17 protein-coding genes are annotated in these 17,382 nt (G+C 40.4%); 8 read left to right on the top strand and 9 right to left on the bottom strand.

The genetic code is table 11. The features are described from left to right. Positions 1-5: 5 nt before the first annotated feature. Together ACR5KR_RS14100 and ACR5KR_RS14095 are read right to left on the bottom strand one after the other, a co-directional pair. Positions 6-851: an ABC transporter permease gene (locus ACR5KR_RS14100; protein WP_448266960.1), complete on the bottom strand. Its 846-nt coding sequence runs from the start codon at positions 849-851 to the stop codon at positions 6-8. Between the two features lie 38 nt (positions 852-889). After that, positions 890-3,091 carry a GumC family protein gene (locus tag ACR5KR_RS14095; RefSeq protein WP_448266959.1) on the bottom strand — a complete coding sequence of 734 codons (2,202 nt, stop codon included), beginning with the start codon at positions 3,089-3,091 and terminating at the stop codon, positions 890-892. Positions 3,092-3,917: 826 nt separating this feature from the next. Here ACR5KR_RS14095 and ACR5KR_RS14090 point away from each other — a divergent pair. Both ACR5KR_RS14090 and galE read left to right on the top strand, forming a co-directional pair. Continuing rightward, positions 3,918-5,330 carry a sugar transferase gene (locus tag ACR5KR_RS14090; protein ID WP_448266958.1) on the top strand — a complete coding sequence of 471 codons (1,413 nt, stop codon included), beginning with the start codon at positions 3,918-3,920 and terminating at the stop codon, positions 5,328-5,330. Between the two features lie 10 nt (positions 5,331-5,340). Then, on the top strand, positions 5,341-6,357 hold the full coding sequence (gene galE, locus ACR5KR_RS14085) for a UDP-glucose 4-epimerase GalE (RefSeq protein WP_445631833.1): 1,017 nt from the start codon (positions 5,341-5,343) through the stop codon (positions 6,355-6,357). 165 nt (positions 6,358-6,522) lie between these two features. Here galE and ACR5KR_RS14080 read toward each other — a convergent pair whose 3' ends face one another. Then, entirely contained in the window at positions 6,523-7,299 is a 777-nt protein-coding gene (locus tag ACR5KR_RS14080) for a 2-phosphosulfolactate phosphatase (RefSeq protein ID WP_445631834.1), read from the bottom strand. A gap of 181 nt (positions 7,300-7,480) precedes the next feature. Between ACR5KR_RS14080 and ACR5KR_RS14075 the strand changes: the two genes are divergently transcribed. Then, entirely contained in the window at positions 7,481-7,834 is a 354-nt protein-coding gene (locus ACR5KR_RS14075) for a hypothetical protein (protein ID WP_448266957.1), read from the top strand. Between the two features lie 2 nt (positions 7,835-7,836). After that, a complete protein-coding gene (locus ACR5KR_RS14070) occupies positions 7,837-8,262 on the top strand; it encodes a type II toxin-antitoxin system VapC family toxin (RefSeq protein WP_448266956.1) in 426 nt (141 codons plus the stop codon). Positions 8,263-8,341: 79 nt separating this feature from the next. Here ACR5KR_RS14070 and ACR5KR_RS14065 read toward each other — a convergent pair whose 3' ends face one another. The 5 genes from ACR5KR_RS14065 to ACR5KR_RS14045 all read right to left on the bottom strand — a co-directional run bounded on the left by ACR5KR_RS14065 (position 8,342) and on the right by ACR5KR_RS14045 (position 12,994). After that, the gene (locus ACR5KR_RS14065) at positions 8,342-8,785 is read right to left on the bottom strand and encodes an Imm30 family immunity protein (RefSeq protein ID WP_448266955.1); all 444 of its coding nucleotides are present in this window, start codon (positions 8,783-8,785) and stop codon (positions 8,342-8,344) included. A 5-nt stretch (positions 8,786-8,790) separates the two neighbouring features. After that, complete coding sequence (locus ACR5KR_RS14060; RefSeq protein WP_448266954.1) at positions 8,791-9,072, bottom strand: hypothetical protein; 282 nt, start codon at positions 9,070-9,072, stop codon at positions 8,791-8,793. A 228-nt stretch (positions 9,073-9,300) separates the two neighbouring features. Next, positions 9,301-11,547, bottom strand: coding sequence for a WD40 domain-containing protein (locus ACR5KR_RS14055; protein ID WP_448266953.1), 2,247 nt, complete (start codon positions 11,545-11,547; stop codon positions 9,301-9,303). Between the two features lie 6 nt (positions 11,548-11,553). Further along, positions 11,554-12,324 carry a PP2C family serine/threonine-protein phosphatase gene (locus ACR5KR_RS14050; RefSeq protein ID WP_448266952.1) on the bottom strand — a complete coding sequence of 257 codons (771 nt, stop codon included), beginning with the start codon at positions 12,322-12,324 and terminating at the stop codon, positions 11,554-11,556. A 10-nt stretch (positions 12,325-12,334) separates the two neighbouring features. Beyond that, on the bottom strand, positions 12,335-12,994 hold the full coding sequence (locus ACR5KR_RS14045; protein ID WP_448266951.1) for a vWA domain-containing protein: 660 nt from the start codon (positions 12,992-12,994) through the stop codon (positions 12,335-12,337). Between the two features lie 270 nt (positions 12,995-13,264). On the opposite strand from ACR5KR_RS14045, the gene ACR5KR_RS14040 reads away from it, so the two are divergent. The 3 genes from ACR5KR_RS14040 to ACR5KR_RS14030 all read left to right on the top strand — a co-directional run bounded on the left by ACR5KR_RS14040 (position 13,265) and on the right by ACR5KR_RS14030 (position 15,262). Next, entirely contained in the window at positions 13,265-13,711 is a 447-nt protein-coding gene (locus ACR5KR_RS14040) for a XisH family protein (protein WP_448266950.1), read from the top strand. Then, positions 13,669-13,998 (top strand): element excision factor XisI family protein, encoded by a 330-nt coding sequence (locus ACR5KR_RS14035; RefSeq protein WP_448266949.1) that lies wholly within the window; start codon positions 13,669-13,671, stop codon positions 13,996-13,998. The genes ACR5KR_RS14040 and ACR5KR_RS14035 overlap by 43 nt, the downstream gene beginning before the upstream one ends. Before the next feature lie 82 nt (positions 13,999-14,080). Beyond that, on the top strand, positions 14,081-15,262 hold the full coding sequence (locus tag ACR5KR_RS14030; RefSeq protein WP_448266948.1) for a class I SAM-dependent methyltransferase: 1,182 nt from the start codon (positions 14,081-14,083) through the stop codon (positions 15,260-15,262). A 69-nt stretch (positions 15,263-15,331) separates the two neighbouring features. Here the strand turns inward: ACR5KR_RS14030 and bioB are convergent, their stop codons facing one another. Next, positions 15,332-16,339: a biotin synthase BioB gene (bioB, locus tag ACR5KR_RS14025; RefSeq protein ID WP_099100553.1), complete on the bottom strand. Its 1,008-nt coding sequence runs from the start codon at positions 16,337-16,339 to the stop codon at positions 15,332-15,334. Between the two features lie 456 nt (positions 16,340-16,795). On the opposite strand from bioB, the gene ACR5KR_RS14020 reads away from it, so the two are divergent. Further along, positions 16,796-17,371, top strand: a complete 576-nt coding sequence (locus ACR5KR_RS14020; protein ID WP_445631843.1) for a GNAT family N-acetyltransferase — start codon at positions 16,796-16,798, stop codon at positions 17,369-17,371. Positions 17,372-17,382: the final 11 nt, after the last annotated feature.

Here is a 17,382-nt window from a genome sequence, read left to right as displayed (position 1 = left end):
TGTGCCTAAATAATGTCCGCAAACTTGCGCTCCATCCGGCGAAAATAGTAAATCCCTGTAATCAGTACTAATATCACTAACGCCATCGACAAGAGAAATCCTGGTAAATAAATAGCAAAGTCTTTACCCAAAATTGCCCACCGGAACCCATCAATCACACTCACCATTGGATTTAGCGAGTAAAGTAGTCGCCACTGTTCTGGCACGACGCTACTACTAAAACCCACTGGCGAGATATAGAGTCCAAACTGCACAAGAAACGGCACAATATACCGGAAATCCCGATATTCCACGTTTAATGCCGCCAGCCATAATCCGGCTCCGATCGCCGCCGCAAACGCGATCGCAATAAACAACGGCAGCGTTAAAATTCGCCAATCCGGCACAAAGTTATACCACGCCATAAATCCCAATAGGATGATTGCAGAAATCATAAAATCGACAAAACTCACAATCACCGCACTCGTTGGCACAATCAAACGCGGAAAATAAACCTTAGAAATTAAATTAGAATTACTAATTAAGCTATTACTACACTCACTCAAGGCATTGGAAAAGAACTGCCAAGGTAGCATCGCCGAAAACACCACAATCGGATAAGGCGCACCCGCCGACGGAGCCTTGAGTAAAACACCAAATACAACCGTAAACACAACTGTTGTTAAAAAAGGTCGCAGCAACGCCCAAGCCAGCCCGATGGCCGTTTGCTTATAGCGCACCAAGATGTCTCGCCAAGCCAAGAAGTAAAACAACTCCCGATACTTCCAGATATCCTGCCAGTACTGCTGCTCGGTTTGCCCTGCCTTAATCACTAATTTCTGCCGAGGCTCGAGCGTCTGTTTTCCGATCATAAAAATACACCTATCCGCACAGTTAACCTATAGTCAAGTCAATAAATAAACTTCATCAAGCTCTTAATCCCAGGCAAATTTATCTGACTCAAAGTAGACCTTTTTCCACCATCAGATCCTCTAGAGTGATAGTAATCAGATCCCTTTTCAGCAGTAACCCCATTTACCACCATTCCTAAAACATGCGATCGCGCTTGCTCTAGCATCATTTTCGTACTCTTAGCAACAGCACGGTCAAGCACTTTTGGATGTACAACTAGCAATATCCCATCTGCCATCTTGCCCAGTATGAGTGCATCACCAAACAAACTCAAGGCAGGAGTATCAATAATCACACAATCATACTCTTTGACTGCCTCTTGAATTAACAAAGCCATACGCTGCGAATCTAGCAATGCTGCGGGGTTAGATGGGATTGTCCCAGCCGTTAATAAATCTAAGTTAACTAATACTTCTTGAGTGGTGTTGCGAAACTCTGCTTGACCAACCAAAACATTACTTAGTCCGACTGGATTAGATAATTTCCAGATTTCCTGTTGAGAGGAGTGACGCATATCCGCATCTACTAATAGGATTCTGCGCCCCATATGTGCTTTAGCTACTGCCAAATTTGCAGCCACAAATGATTTGCCTTCACCTGGAGCCGAACTAACTACGGCAATTACTTTTAATGGTCGATCGGAGATAGTAAAATCCAGGTTCGTCTGAAGCATCTCAAAGGCTGAACTTGCTCCTGAACATGGATTATCTTTGACTGGTAGTTCGACTAGACCTTCCCCACTGTTTTTAGCTTTTCGATCCAAGCGAGGAATCGTACCGAGTAAAGAGTAACCTAATAACTGCTGGGCTTGCTCAAGAGTTTTCAGGGATCGATCCATAGCTTCTAAGATCGAAGCTACGCCTACACCCAGCAAAATTCCCAAAAATCCACCCAGTGCTAGCTGAAAGACAATTTTGGAAGGAATAGCTTTTTGAGGAAGTAAAGCCGCAGATATTACCCTGGCATTACCGACATTCTGATTTACTACGACATCGACTTCTTGGGATCGCTTTAGCAGTTCTTCATAAGTAGATGTAGCAACTTGCAACTGTCGCTCTAACTGCTCCTGTTTTTCTTGCAGTTGCGGTAAAACACTCAATCGTCTTTGAGAAAGTGTGTATGCATTCTGCAAAACCGTAATTCGGTTAGCTAATGCTGAACGTTCTACATCCGACTGTACCAGTTGGGCCACTAAGGTCTGCTTGAGTTCTCCCATCCCTAAATTCTGGGCTGGTACAGATTTTTCTCTATCTGCATTCTCAAAAATTCGCGTCTCTAGCTGCTTTTTGAGGGCTGCTTCTTTTGCTAACAAATTAACGATCGTAGGATGTTTGTCTGTATAACGAGTCTTCTCTACTGCTAACTGGTTTTGTACCTGTTGGTATTGTGTTAATACTTCCTGCACAGCTTTTGATTGACTTAAATTCCCCATATCCACAGCCTGCTGCGAATTCAATCTCAATTGACGTTGCAGAAGTTTTGAGCGAGTCTCAGCATCCGTTAAATTTGCCTGGACTTGGGTAATCTGGTCTGATAAGTTTGCGAGTTTATCCACTCCTTTTGCTGCTTCTTGCTCTAAAGCAATTACCCGATTTTCTTCTTTAAATCGACGCAAAGCTGCTTCCGATGTAGCTACCCTTGCTTCAACTTCAGGCAATTGCTTGCGTAAAAACTCCTTTGCCACTGTCGCTTGGGCTTGGTTAACGTGAATATTGTTCTCCAGATAATATCTCATCAGCGAATTCACAACATCTGCGGCTTCTTTTGGATTGCTGCTGCTATACGAAATCGCCAAAATATCTGTACCCCGAACACTCTTAATTTTGACTTGTTTGAGAAACTCATTTATTTCCAAGGGTGTTCCTTGCTTATCTACCAACCTGAGACTAGCAATAGTTTTCTCAACTATTGGATTAGAACGAATGACCTCTGCTTCTGTATCCAACGGACTGTTGATTTCAGTCACACTTCTCAACTCCCCAACTTGTGCCGAGGGATTTGTCAGCGAAGAAACGCGGTCAGTTTTACTGAAAAGCAACTTACCTTCTGCTTCATAAATTGGTTTTTGCTTGATGGCATTTAAAGTTGAAAGCCCAAAAATAGAGGCAGTCACCGCAGCTATAATTAGCCAACGCCTTTTCAGAAGTAGCGAGTATTGCTGCAAATCTAAGGAGTTTTGGTCTTCTTGGTTAGAGGGCATGGAGTATGTTACGAATACCTGAAATTGTTTTTACTAATTTTGCGTCACAATTTTGGTAGTCCAAGATAGCCATTTGGACATAATTAGGATTAATTACTAATTGTTTGTATAAAAAATCATAATCGAAGTATCCGTATTTTTTAAAATGTTTGCTTTTTATTAGATTTCCTTAGATTTATCCCAGAAATATTATCTGAATGTCAAGGTGTTTTTAATTTTTTTTCTAAAATTTTAAATTACATTAAAAAGCATTTATTTTAACTCATTAAGTAGAAAAGCATAAATATTTATAGTTGAGGTCGGGCAGGAGGTAGAAGGCAAGATATAGGAGGGAAGAAGCTTTTAGCCTCATTTATCTGGGTTAACATGATTATGTTTTTTTTTACCCACTTACTTCTTTGGTATTAATTTACTAACAGCATTTCAACAGCTTGCATAAGCTTTTTCTTTATTTTGTTACTTTGTGAACAGCTACTTGAACAGCTAATATACGCTAATCAAAAAATTAAATATAAAGTTCAGATTGACTACACTCATGGCATAATGCAAATGTCAAAAGAACAACCTTGAAGCCGTAGTGTAGTTCGTACAGCCAATGCAAGTTAAGATGTATCTCCTACAGATATGCTATACCGACGCACAGATAGTTCCCCTCCTAGTTTGTAATACATAATCTCCAATTTCTTTGACAAACAGAGCATACAAACTTTCTTATTTTTGTATGCTTTGGCACAATACGGCTAGTCTTTAATATTCCCTTATTTGACTCGGTTGCTGGTTTTAACGAAGAAATCGATATCAGGATACTGAAGAATAATAAAAACCAATGACTTCCACAAGTTATGTCAGTTTACCTATCAATACTAGGCTGCCAAATATAGTCCGCAGCCTACCGATATTGCTCTTGTTAGGGGATATTTTTGGATTGCTAATTTGTTTAGCGATCGCACAATGGTTGCGTTTAGATCAACCCTTACATTGGCTAAATCCGTTACCTTATACATTTGTCTGCATGATACTTGCAGCATTTTATTTAGCAGATGCTTATCATCCAGATCGGCAAATTTCAGGTTTAAGAGCGCCCGCTCGAATTATTGTTTGTAACATTGCGATCGCCTTGTTGATTTCTTCACTAATTTACTTGTCAGATATTGCCAAATACAACCCGATATCGTGGCGGAGTGTCTTCTTACCCAGCTTAGGAATCTTTACTATCTGGGCAATAATATTGCGCGTGGTAGCAGTGAGATGGGTGCGATCGCACGCTCTGAAAAGCCGTTGGTTAATACTAGGAGGCGGGGATAATGCCATCAAATTTACACAAAAATTGCTAGAACTTAATCCCTTAGGAAAGTTGACTGTTCTAGCAGAGGAAAACCAAAAAACCATAGACTTACCAAAAAGAAATCTGAGTTATCAAGGAAGCCTGAGCGATTTGTCGCAATGGAGTCAAGAATCCTGGTCTGGGGTTATAGTGACAGCGCAGATAAACTTTTCCAAGTCACAAGCACAACAATTAATGCAGATGCGGTTGCGAGGCATTCCGGTTTATACATTGCCAGACGTTTACGAAACATTTTGGTATAAACTACCTTCGTCGCTGTTACAAGACAAATGGTTGGCTTTTAGTGATGGTTTTAACTTAATGCCTGGTTACTTCAGTATGAAACTGAAGCGAGTTATCGATCTCATCTTGATCCTCTTTTTACTAGTATTAGTTGCACCACTTTTATTATTGGTTGCATTACTAGTTAGGCTAGATAGCCCTGGGCCAGTATTGTACAGTCAGCAGCGAAGTGGGTTATACGGTAAACCATTTAGAGTTTATAAATTTCGCTCCATGTATCAGAATGCAGAAAAGTTGGGGGCGCAGTGGGCTAGTCAACGCGATCCACGAATCACCAGAGTCGGATACTGGCTACGTTTGTTGCGTATTGATGAATTACCGCAAATATGGAACGTCCTACGGGGTGAAATGAGTCTGATTGGGCCTCGTCCAGAACGACCAGAATTTGATGTCAAACTCAAAGAAGCGATTCCCTACTATGAAGTTCGCTATTTGGTCAAACCTGGAATTACAGGCTGGGCACAGGTTATGTATCCCTATGGAGCATCTATAGAGGATGCTTACGAAAAGCTGTCATACGATCTGTACTACATCAAAAATTATTCCATTTGGTTGGATTTAGCGATCGCCTTCAAAACGATTCGAGTTGTTTTGTTAGGTAAAGGTAGATAAGGAAAAAGAAATGAAAAATAAAATATTGGTAACTGGCGGTGCTGGTTACATTGGCTCCCATGTAGTTCGCCAACTAGGGGAAGCTGGTTATGATGTCGTAGTCTACGACAACTGCTCTACAAGTTCACCAGCATCAGTACTACACGGGAAACTAATTATTGGTGATTTAGTAGACAGTGGACATCTTTATCAAGTTTTTGCCCAGCATAAATTCAGCGCAGTTTTACACTTTGCCGCTAGTCTGATTGTTCCAGAATCAGTAGCTCATCCCCTCGACTACTACGCCAACAACACCCGCAACACCTTAAATTTGCTGCGTTGCTGTAGCGTCATGGGTGTTAACAAGTTCATTTTTTCCAGCACAGCCGCAGTCTATGGAGAAGTAAAAGACAATCCTGTTACTGAGTCGAATCCTACACAGCCCATTAATCCTTACGGACGTTCAAAGTTGATGAGTGAGTGGCTGATCCAGGACTATGCAGCAGTATCTTCACTCAACTACGTAATTTTACGTTACTTTAATGTAGCAGGTTCGGAACCAAGTGGACTATTAGGGCAAATGTCACCGAATGCCACACACTTGATTCGAGCTGCTTGTGATGCAGCACTCAAGCGCAAGCCAGAAGTCCGAATTTTTGGTACTGATTTTCCTACGCCCGACGGAACCGCAATTCGAGACTATATCCATGTTGAAGATTTGGCGACTGCTCACTTAGATGCTTTGGATTACTTAGAAAAAGGAGGGGAAAGCCAAATTTTCAACTGCGGTTATGGGCAAGGATACAGCGTGCGACAAGTTATTGAAAGAGTCAAGGCTATTTCTGGTGTAGATTTTCCCGTTATTGCCGCACCACGTCGTCCAGGCGATCCTGCCTGTGTTGCAGCTTGTGCTGATAAAATCTATAGGGTTTTGGGTTGGCAACCAAAACACAATGATTTAGATGAGATTATCAACACAACCATTGCTTGGGAAAAACACAAGAGTAACTTGGCAAGTCAAAGGCATATCAATATGGCATATGCATAATTAGAACTTAGCACCTAATTAACCTTGTTTTTGCAATTTAGATAACGTGAATTCGACGGCTCATATAGTGTCCCTATAATTGACTCAATCACAAAACTTCTTAGAGGTTTTACTACACAAAACCGTCCCTATTGGAATCGGAGAAGCACAGACTTGACTTAAAGTTCAAGGCAGAGAGAGGTTCGTCGAACTTACGTTGATATAAGCATTATCAGTAAACAAAGGCACGCAATCACTAACGTTGCAGGCGGCGGACAGTTCAACATCTGACTCAAAACCTTTTTCAATCAGCTCTTTACCAGAACTGCATTTTTTCAAGTACCCCAATAAATCTTGCTGAAAAGCCTGAAATGTTGTCACAGCAACTTCGGCTTCTGGTGATAGACTGCCATCTAAATAACTGAAAATTGCCCCAGCACCAATTAAATCTTCAAATGCAGGTCGGAGGCTACCATCTTCTTTCCACCTCTCACCAGCCGGAATCACAGCGATTTTATCGCCATACTTTTGAGCAAATTCTGCCACAGCTTGGCAATTTCGCAAGCAGCCAGCCAAAGTTGGTGTATTTCCTGTATGTAAGGTTAGGAAAGAACCATTAGGTGATGGTAAAACTAGTTTGGTTCCAGCAGGAATCTGAGCCACCGATTTTGGTGAGAGAGAATATCCAGTTGTAGTCCAACGTTGTCTATGACTTGCTAATTCTGCTTGCACTGACTTGGCATAATCTATGGCTGATTCATCTTTATATGCGTAAGGAAAAATTATCGCGCCGTTATTGGTGGCAATTTCTACACAAGTAGAAAAAGAGAGAACATCAACTATCACAACTACATCACTGATAGGAGCGAGTTCAGCAACTCCTTGCGGCCCCCATTCACAGCGTAAATTGAACTCTGATTGGTTGTAAATCATTGGTGCGATCGCAAAAGACAATACGATCAAAATCAAACCATAGATAAATAAGCCAGTATAAATTATTAAAGGTTTTTAGTCAGCACAAAACGTGCTAATTTGAGAGTCTGAGCATCTCTATGAAACCCTACGCTAAGACGTACAAACTAAATGTTAGCAGTAAGTAGATCAGCAGTTATAATCAATATAAAACTTCAAGGTTAAAAATGTTATGAATTTAACTATAAAAAATTATCCTAACAATACTGTACCTAAGTTAACTTATGATGTGCTGATTGAAAATCAACAAGATGGCACAGTAAAAGCAATATTGTTAGGTTTACCAGACTGTCAAGGTTTAGGAAATACAGAAACGGAAGCAATAGAACAACTCAGTCGAAATTTGCAAACTCGGTTAGAAACAGCAAAGATTGTGACTTTAGAAATTGAAGCACCCAAAGTAGAAAATCCTTGGTTGAAAATAGCTGGTAAATATAAAGATGATCCACAATTTGATGAGATGCTGGAATATATAGAAGAATATCGGCGTGAATTGGATGCAGGCAATGAAGATAAGGAAATTTAGACTTGAATGATTTAAAAATTCTAGATACGGATCACCTATCTTTGATGCAAAGAGGTAATCCATTTATCATCCAGCGATTAAATAAATCGAATCCTCAAAATATTGCCATCACTATTATTACAGCAACAGAACAACTAGTGGGACGAATCAATGTTATCAACAGGTCTACTTCATCAAATGATTTAGTCTTTGCTTATGCCAGATTAAAAGATACATTAGAAGACTTAAATAATCTCAATGTCCTAGCATTTAGTCACGATGCTGGTAAAATTTACGCTGAATTAGTTAAGCAGAAAACTCGCGTTGGTACTCAAGATTTACGCATTGCGGCAATTACACTGTCAGTGAATGGGATTTTGGTTACTCGGAACCGCAAAGATTTTGAAAAAGTGCCTAATTTGCGTTTAGAAGATTGGACTGTATTTTAAAATATATCACTTAAAAAGCTGTGTTATCTAGCACTCCTTAAATTTTAATCTGAGTTTGATCGCCAAAGTAATTTAATATTTATTGAGTTGTGCTGGACAAAGTTTCTTTAAATTTTAGTTTCTTTACAATGCTTTCTTCCAAGAGATGATAGAGAAAATAAGGTGTATTCAAATTAGCTGAATGTAAAAGTTTTTGATAAGCTTGGCAAGATGAATCATCATTTAAAATCCTGTCATGAATGATTCTTGTCCATTCAGGGGCATCGATCATTAATTGAGGTACAACTTTAATAAAAGATGCAATTTGTTCTTCTATATCAAAAGATTCGAGAAAATGAATTAAGCTGAACATCACTTCTGGCTGTTGACATCGATCGTCTAAAACAAGATGATATGCAGATAAATTTTGCCCATCAGGATTCTTAGCTATTTCAGCCAAACTATTTTCAAAGTCGGTAACTTGCTGTTGAGTTTGCATCAAGCGATTTTCTCTTAAAATAGCCAACAGATTGTTTTGATTCATGGGTTTCAACCTACTTTATCAAAAATACCTTGCCAAGTTAGTCTATTCAGGTTAATTAAACCTTGTAAATTTTTCTTGATTTCTCTATTGTACAAACCTTGACGAAGATAAATAGAACGCACATCCCAAACTTCTTGGGCTAATGTTTCTCTTGCTGATAAGCTTAAATTAGGAGATTTACCGTAAGAAATTGTTTGCCGATGACGACCTCCTTTTCCTAGTGATAAATGTTCCATCATAATGGCAATTCCTTTATCTGTAGTATAACCAAGAACTTTAGCTTTCATAAAAGCATCCGCAGGTATATGATGAGGTGTAAGGTTATCGCCTCTACGTCCTAGTTTGAGTAAGCCCCCATAAGTACCTATACTGCTCTCTCTAGGAAGAAGTTGACGTTGATTATTAATAATGTTTTACTCCATATTCGCTATTTCTATTGATTAGTATTCTAGTTACCAAGGTAAATCGGCTTGGCAATATAGTAAATTTCGTAATTTTGCCCAGGAAGCAGAAATTTATGAAACTCGCCAAAACCATCGATAAAAACGCCAACAACACGCAATCCCTATAACGGACACCAAAGACCCACCAACAAAACCAAAGGCAAAACTAACAAAACCTAATGGAATACACAATAAAAGCAAATAACACCACAACACACGCTTAAGAGGCATAACAGGCATATCAAAAGATGATTGCGAAAATTGAGATTGAGTTGGCTGAACTGAAGATAAAGTAGTCGTAATATTGGATGTTACCGATGGTAGTGATGCAAGCTGCCAAATATTAATAGTTTTGTCCCCACTTCCACTGGCAAGCATTTTGCCATTTGGACTGAAGGCTACCGAAGCAACCGAGTCGGAATGCCCCAGGATAGTACGGATTTGCGCTCCTGTTGTGACATCCCACAGTTTAATAGTCTTGTCAGAACTCCCACTGGCAAGGATTTTGCCATCTGGGCTGAAGGCTACCGAACAAACACAGTTGGAATGACCTAGGATAGTACGGATTTGCGCTCCTGTTGCGACATTCCACAGTTTAATAGTCTTGTCAGAACTCCCACTGGCAAGGATTTTGCCATCTGGGCTGAAGACAACCGAACGAACACAGTTGAAATGCGCCTGGATAGTGCAAATTTTCCTTCTTGTTGTGACATCCCACAGTCTGATAGTCATGGTAGAAAATCCACTGGCAAGGATTTTGCCATCTGGGCTGAAGGCTACCGAACGAACCGAGTCGGAATCCGCCCAGATAGTGCGGATTTTCCTTCCTGTTATGACATCCCACAGTTTGATAGTCATAGTAGAACACCCACTGGCAAGGACTTTGCCATCTGGGCTGAAAGTTACGGAATGAACATAGGAGGAATGTGCCCGGATATTGCGGATCTGCGCTCCTGTTGTGACATCCCAAAGTTTGATAGTCTTGTCACCACTCCCACTGGCAAGGGTTTTGCCATCTGGGCTGAAAGCTACAGAACTAACATAGGAGGAATGCCCCTGAAGGGTGTAGATTTCTCTTCCCGTGCATACATCCCACAATTTGATAGTCTTGTCATAACTCCCGCTGGCGAAGGTTTTGCCATCTGGGCTGTATGCTACGGAACTAACACTGTTGGAATGCCCTTGGAGGATATAGATTTGCCCTCCTATTGCAACATTTTCTATAATTTTATCTGCGGCAAAAGCTTTAGATTGTAATGCTGATATAGCAAAAGCAGATTGTTGTTTTGGTCTAGCAAAGCCAGGAAATATATCAATACCAAGTTTTGTAGAACGATCGCACCAATAACACTTACCATAAGTTCGGCTGTAGTAGTGGCTGTCTACCTTTCCACAGATAGTTAACTCATTAACAGCAAGTCTGAGCGCCTTTACCCAATCCCCAGCAGTTGGGCGCAAGTTAGAATTTTTATAACCATCGTTAAAGCACCTGAGAAAACATCGCTGAACCTCTGGGTGAATAATCTCAAGAGGAATTGTCATATCTACAGCTTGAATCAAACTGTTTGGTGCATACAGCCATAAACCCTGACGGATACGATCATTAGTTTCTGGGTCTTTCCCCGCGCCTATCCACTTTCCTGCAAAAGGACTTTGACCACCAAACAACAACTGATAGATAATGACTGCTAACCGGAAGCGATCGTCTACTTCGGTTTGATCAATGGTAGAAAAATCTTTGTCAATCAGTTCCGGTGGTGTATAGCCCTCTGAACCAACTAGACAACGATAAACCTTACTAGTTTTCGGATTCCGAACCTGAAAGGAGTCAGTATCAATAATAGAAGGTAAGGCGCGATCGTTTACAAGAATATTTTGCGGCTTGATGTCACCTAAAACATAGCCAGACATGTGAATTGCTTCAATAATTGAAGCGATATTTAGCGCCGTTGTGTGGAGAAAACGCCAATCAACATCAAGTTTCAAAGTCTTACGGCGCTTGAGGTTGTAAATATCAATAAGTTCTTTTCCTTCCTTAATTTCCGGCATCAAAAAGCCCACACAATTAGCCTGAGCATCTTTCAGTACTGACTTAGGCCAAGCAAAAGAAATATGATTGAGGTGAGAGTTTGGCTCTTTGGGACGGTGCGCCATCATCACCGCCAACTTTTGCACATGCTCAGGAGTTGGTGAGTGGTAAATTTTTGCTAAGTAACCATTGTGATTAGTTCGCCAAACCTTACCTTCACCACTATCAGCTATCGGTTCACCCAGCAGAGTAATTGATTTCCCCGTACTGGAACAGGTGAGAACTGTCATCGAATTTTACTCTCTATCAAACAAGCACAAAAGTAAGGTTTTATCATCGTCAGTGCGAGAATTTAGCCGTTCAGAGTTGAGGAATTCTATCAGATATTTATCTTCATCCTCTGGATTAACAGGTTCGTGCAAGTATTCCTCTAAAGGTTTAAAGAAAGGCGAGAAGGGTTGCCAGTCACTCAAGCGAATTGCAACTTTTTCTAGTCCATCAGTGGAAGCACAAATAAACTCTTGTTTTTCGGAGATAACCTCTACCTGCATTTCTTTTAGTGCATTTGTTGAGGTGATAAAAGTTGTTTCATTAGCAAACTCACCTTTATCTGGCTGAAACAACAGTTGATATTCTGACTCTTGGGAACGCATTACAATAAATCCATCCCCGATTTGCATAGCTGCAACCCAGTCAGGAGTTGCCACGAAAACCAACAACGTACAAGCTAAATCATTGACAGAATAATCCTCTTCATCTGCTTGCTTCTGTAATTCTGTAATAACTTTGTTCACAATCTCAGCAAACACTTTCTGAGCTTCTTCTTTGCATAGTGGTTGAGAATCTTGCTTCTGAGGAAATTCATTAATTTCAGAAAAGCATTTGAGTACCGTTTCTACTGTCAAGCGAGAACCAACATCAGAATGTTTAGCACTACCAGCGCCATCAGCAACAGCGCCTACAATCACATCATTCAAGATGCGATAATCCCCATAATCTTGACAACCTATCCCCTGTTTTTGATGACTCGTTCCAATCTCGTAACGTGCAACAGCTTTCCAATTCACAAAATTTCCTCTAACTGGTAATTTGACCCCACCCCATAGCCGGCAAAGCTACAGCTTGCCCCACTTTGCCACTAGAAACCCGTTTCATTGAAGCAGAAAGCCAGACAAACATCTCACGAAAATCTAAGCCGTTTAGCGTAACTGGTGGACGTTCAGGTGGGGAAATTTGTTTGAGAATATTCATATCAGCACCCTGTACACCAACCGCAAAAAATGACAGTCGGCTTTGTGCTTCTGCTTCTCTCAACCTTTGCGCGGCTGGCTGCCAGGAGTCGTTTGGCTCTCCATCTGTAATCAAAAACACCCAAGGGCGATAATAGAGAATACCGTTGTCTTTATAAGTCTGTTTGCGGTTTTCTAGAAAATCTAAAGCATACTCAATCGCCGCACCCATTGGGGTTAAACCACCTACTTCCAATATAGGCGGTGTAAATTGGTCAATCGTTACAAAGTCTTGCGTGAGTTTAACTATAGGACCAAATGTAATCATAGCCACTTCCACACTCAGCGATGCTTGTGAATCTTTGAGTACATCTGCTTTGAAAGCAGCAAGTCCTCGATTTAACTCTTGGATAGGCTGACCTGACATCGAGCTAGAAGTATCGAGTAACAGAATTACAGGGCAACGATTTTCTGGATTTTCAACGAATTCTGGCATTCCTACAGCCATTTAATGCTCCTAAATAAGTAAATTTTTATACAAAATTACAATTAAGTTTATTAGATAATAAATACTTAAACAGTAGTGTTTTTACTGAAACAACTTCCCTAACTAAAATATATAGGGTGATGGCGATGTCTATGACGGGCTGCGCCTACGCAATTATCTGTATACCTGAAGTGTTCCGTATTCGCTAAACTCAGAATTGCTGCAATATTGCTTCTGAAATGTCAGACTCCCAAACTATTAGCGCTGCTGTTACCAGATTTTACGATACCTATGCCTTCTAAAGATATATTCCATCAATCTGTCCGCACTGCTTTAGAAAAAGATGGTTGGATGATTACCCACGATCCACTGCATCTGAAGGTTGATGACATTGAATTTTTTGTGGATTTAGGAGCAGAAAGACTATTAGCAGCACAAAAACAAGGTCAAAAAATAGCCGTAGAAATTAAATCCTTTATAGGTGCATCTGAAGTAACGGAATTTCATCTCGCTTTAGGTCAAACCTTGAATTATCGGCTAGCATTAAAAAAAGAAGAACCAGAACGTATTTTATATCTAGCTATTAGCCAAGATACATACCAAGACTTTTTCTCACGTCAATTTATTCAAGATTCTTTAAAAGAATATCAAATTAAACTTTTAATATTTAATTCCTTAAGTCAGGACATTGTTTTATGGAAGGAAAAAATTACTCTCAAATCATTCAAGATATTTTAAATAACCATTCAGCTAATGATGTGGCTAATGGGACAGAGGTTCAATTGTTGTTTGACGCGGAACGCCATCATTATCAAGTCTTAAATATTGGCTGGAAAGAACAACGGAGAATTTATGGAGTGATCGTTCATGTTGATATCAAAGACAAAAAAATTTGGATACAAAGAGATGGTACAGAAATCGGTATCGCTAATGAATTAATTGCTGCTGGAGTACCTAAAGAAGATATTGTATTAGGATTTCATGCTCCTTATAAACGCCAATTTACTGACTTTGCTATTGGATAAGTAGCAGGAAATAAGCAATAGTAATCTTTGCCCTAATCAGCCACTATCCGTTAAACTCAGAAATGCTGCGTTATTCCTCATCATGTCCGATTCCCAAACTGTTAGTGCTGCTGTTGCCAAACTCTACAATACCTACCCCTTTCCGCCAGAAGCCCTGTTGGATGAACCACCTCCAGGCTATAACTGGCGCTGGAATTGGCTAGCGGCTCATAACTTCTGCACCGGTCAAAAGCCCCAAAAGCAAGATATTCGGATTTTAGATGCAGGTTGCGGTACTGGTGTGGGTACAGAGTACTTAGTTCACCTCAATCCTCAAGCTTCTGTTGTGGGAATTGACCTCAGTACTGGTGCTTTAGCTGTAGCCAAAGAACGTTGTCAGCGTTCTGGGGCTAACCGCGTTGAATTTCATCACCTCAGCTTGTTTGATGTAGAACAGTTAACAGGTGAGTTTGATTTAATTAACTGTGTTGGCGTTTTGCATCATACCCCCGATCCCATTCGTGGGATTCAAGCTTTGGCGAAGAAGTTAGCCCCAGGCGGCTTAATGCACATTTTTGTGTACGGGGAGTTGGGACGTTGGGAAATCCAACTCATGCAAAAAGCGATCGCACTTCTTCAAGGTGACAAAAAAGGCGACTACCGCGATGGTGTCCAAGTCGGGCGACAAATATTTGCTTCCCTACCAGAAAATAACCGAATTGTCAAATACGATAAACAACGTTGGTCGCTAGAAAACAACAAGGATGAATACTTTGCTGATATGTACGTTCATCCTCAAGAAATTGACTACAACATTGAAACGCTGTTTGAATTAATAGATGCTTCGGGATTGGAATTTATTGGTTTCTCGAATCCGAGCTTTTGGGATTTGGAGAGACTTTTAGGCAAAGCACCAGAGTTAGTAGAACGGGCAAAAGAACTGAGCGATCGCCAGCTTTTTCGCCTGATAGAATTATTAGACCCAGAAGTAACTCATTACGAGTTTTTCCTCGGTCGTCCTCCTTTAATCAAAGCCGACTGGTCAGATGATAACGCTCTACTAGCAGCGATTCCCGAACTGAATCCTTGTATTGAGGGATTTCCCAGTCAATGTTTCTTTAATTACGATTATCAAATTGTGAATTTATCTGTAGCAGAATTTGAGTTTATGCAAAGATGTGATGCTAATGCCACAGTTGCAGAGATACTGACAAATGTAGAACTGGGATTGGATAAGGTAAGAAGCCTTTTGCAACAGCAGCTGATTTTATTGACACCTGCTTAGGGAATTCAAGTAAAAAATATCCAATTATTTATTGTGGGATGGCCTTTCGGTTATCCCACAATTAGATATTTACCCTACAACAGCCGAACTTGCTACTTTCTCCTGTCTTTGAGAAGGCGGACGCATTCCCAAACCAAGTAAATTCAGCATTTCTCGGTCAGTATCGTAATCTGGACAGGGAGTTGTCACCGTCAACATCTTGTTGTCGTCGCTAGAAAAGATAGAATTGGCCCCTGCCATAAAGCAGAAAGCTTGCTCAACTTGAGAAAGTCTCGCCCTACCGGCACTAAGACGCACATCGGAAGCTGGCATTAAAATTCTGGCTGTAGCAATCATCCGCACAATATCCCAAATGGGAACATCAGGCTGATTTTCTAAGGGTGTGCCCGGTACTTGGGAAAGAATATTAATTGGCACAGACTCTGGATGAGGATGTAAGTTTGCCAGAGTTTGTAACATCCCAACCCGGTCATCGACTGTTTCGCCCAAGCCCAGGATACCGCCAGAACAGACAGTAACATTTGTCTGACGGACATTCTCGATTGTGTTCAAGCGATCGCTATATGTTCTTGTGGTAATAATTGTGCTGTAATATTCCTGCGAGGTATCTAAGTTATGGTTGTAGGCATAAAGTCCTGCTTCTTCTAATTTTCTGGCTTGATTTGCCGTCAACATACCCAGAGTGCAGCACACTTCTAAACCCATTGCAGTCACATCCTTGACCATTTCCAGGACTTCTTCAAATTGTGAGTTATCCCGGACTTCGCGCCAAGCTGCACCCATACAAATGCGACTAACACCAGTTTCTTTAGCTTTTTGGGCGATGTTAACTACCGTTTCCTTTTCTAGAAGTGCTTGCGCCTTTACCTCTGTTTTATAGCGGGAAGATTGAGCGCAGTAGCTACAATCTTCTGGACAACCTCCCGTTTTGATAGATATGAGCTTGCAAACTTGTATTTTTGTTGGGTCATGATATTGGCGATGCACGCTAGCAGCTTGATAAATCAGCTCTAGCAAAGGCGTATTGTATATCGCCCGAATCTCTAATTCCTGCCAATCGTAGCGTATTCCCACCACATCACTATCCTTCTTGTAAACTGGGTTAAGTCTTGAGCTGTCTTTTGCTTAAATCTGCTGCGGTACAGCCTTTGGGCAAAGCTATTTTATCGAAGTTGTACCCTGGAATGTGCTTTATCACCCATTGGCTCTCAATCTTTCCGCTCTAGATATTAGACATCAGCTTATCAAGATTTTGGTTGAATGGCAGATTAAGAGCAAAAATACTCACCCCATCTTTTGCAAAGGGCATTGGGCATACATATATCTTTTGTCATGCTGGTCAAGAGTTCAAAGTCTATATAAAATCAGTTAATTGACCCCTGACTATTAACAAACTTTATGAAAAAACTATGACACTTGCGTAAGTGCTGATAATAAGACAGCTAATTTAACTGCTGCTAAACCGCAGATTGTGAGAGAATTTATAACATTTAGAGAATATTTTGAGAAGAGATCCCGCCGATTAAGTAATTTATGATATCAGAACTGCCAATAATTGCAAGCGATCGCCTATTATTACGAGCAGCGATCCATGAAGATATACCCCAAATTCTCAAATACTTCATTGATAACAAAACTTATCTCACTCCATTTTACCCTCTTTGGGCTGATGGTTTTTTCACTGAAGAATATTGGCAATATCAGATAGAGAATAGTTTTCTAGAATTTATCAATGGGCAATCGTTAAAACTATTTGTTTTTACCAAAAGAAATCCTACCGTAGTTATTGGAACGATCAACTTTAGCAATTTTGTCCGAGGAGCCGCTCATTTTTGCTATGTGGGATATAGTCTTGCTGAAAATAAACAAGGAAAAGGATATATGACAGAAGGTTTAAAATCTGCAACTCAATATCTATTTGAAGAGTTAAATTTTCACCGAGTTATGGCTAACTATATGCCTCACAATCGGCGCAGTGGTAATGTACTCAAAAGACTCGGTTTTGTCGTTGAAGGATACGCTAGAGACTATTTGTTAATTAATGGGCAATGGGAAGATCATATTTTGACAAGTCTTACAAATCCTTATTGGAAAGAACCTAAAATTTAAAAATCTGAGAA

It is taken from the genome of Nostoc sp. DSM 114159, assembly GCF_053470285.1.
This window is presented reverse-complemented; position numbering and strand designations above follow the sequence as displayed.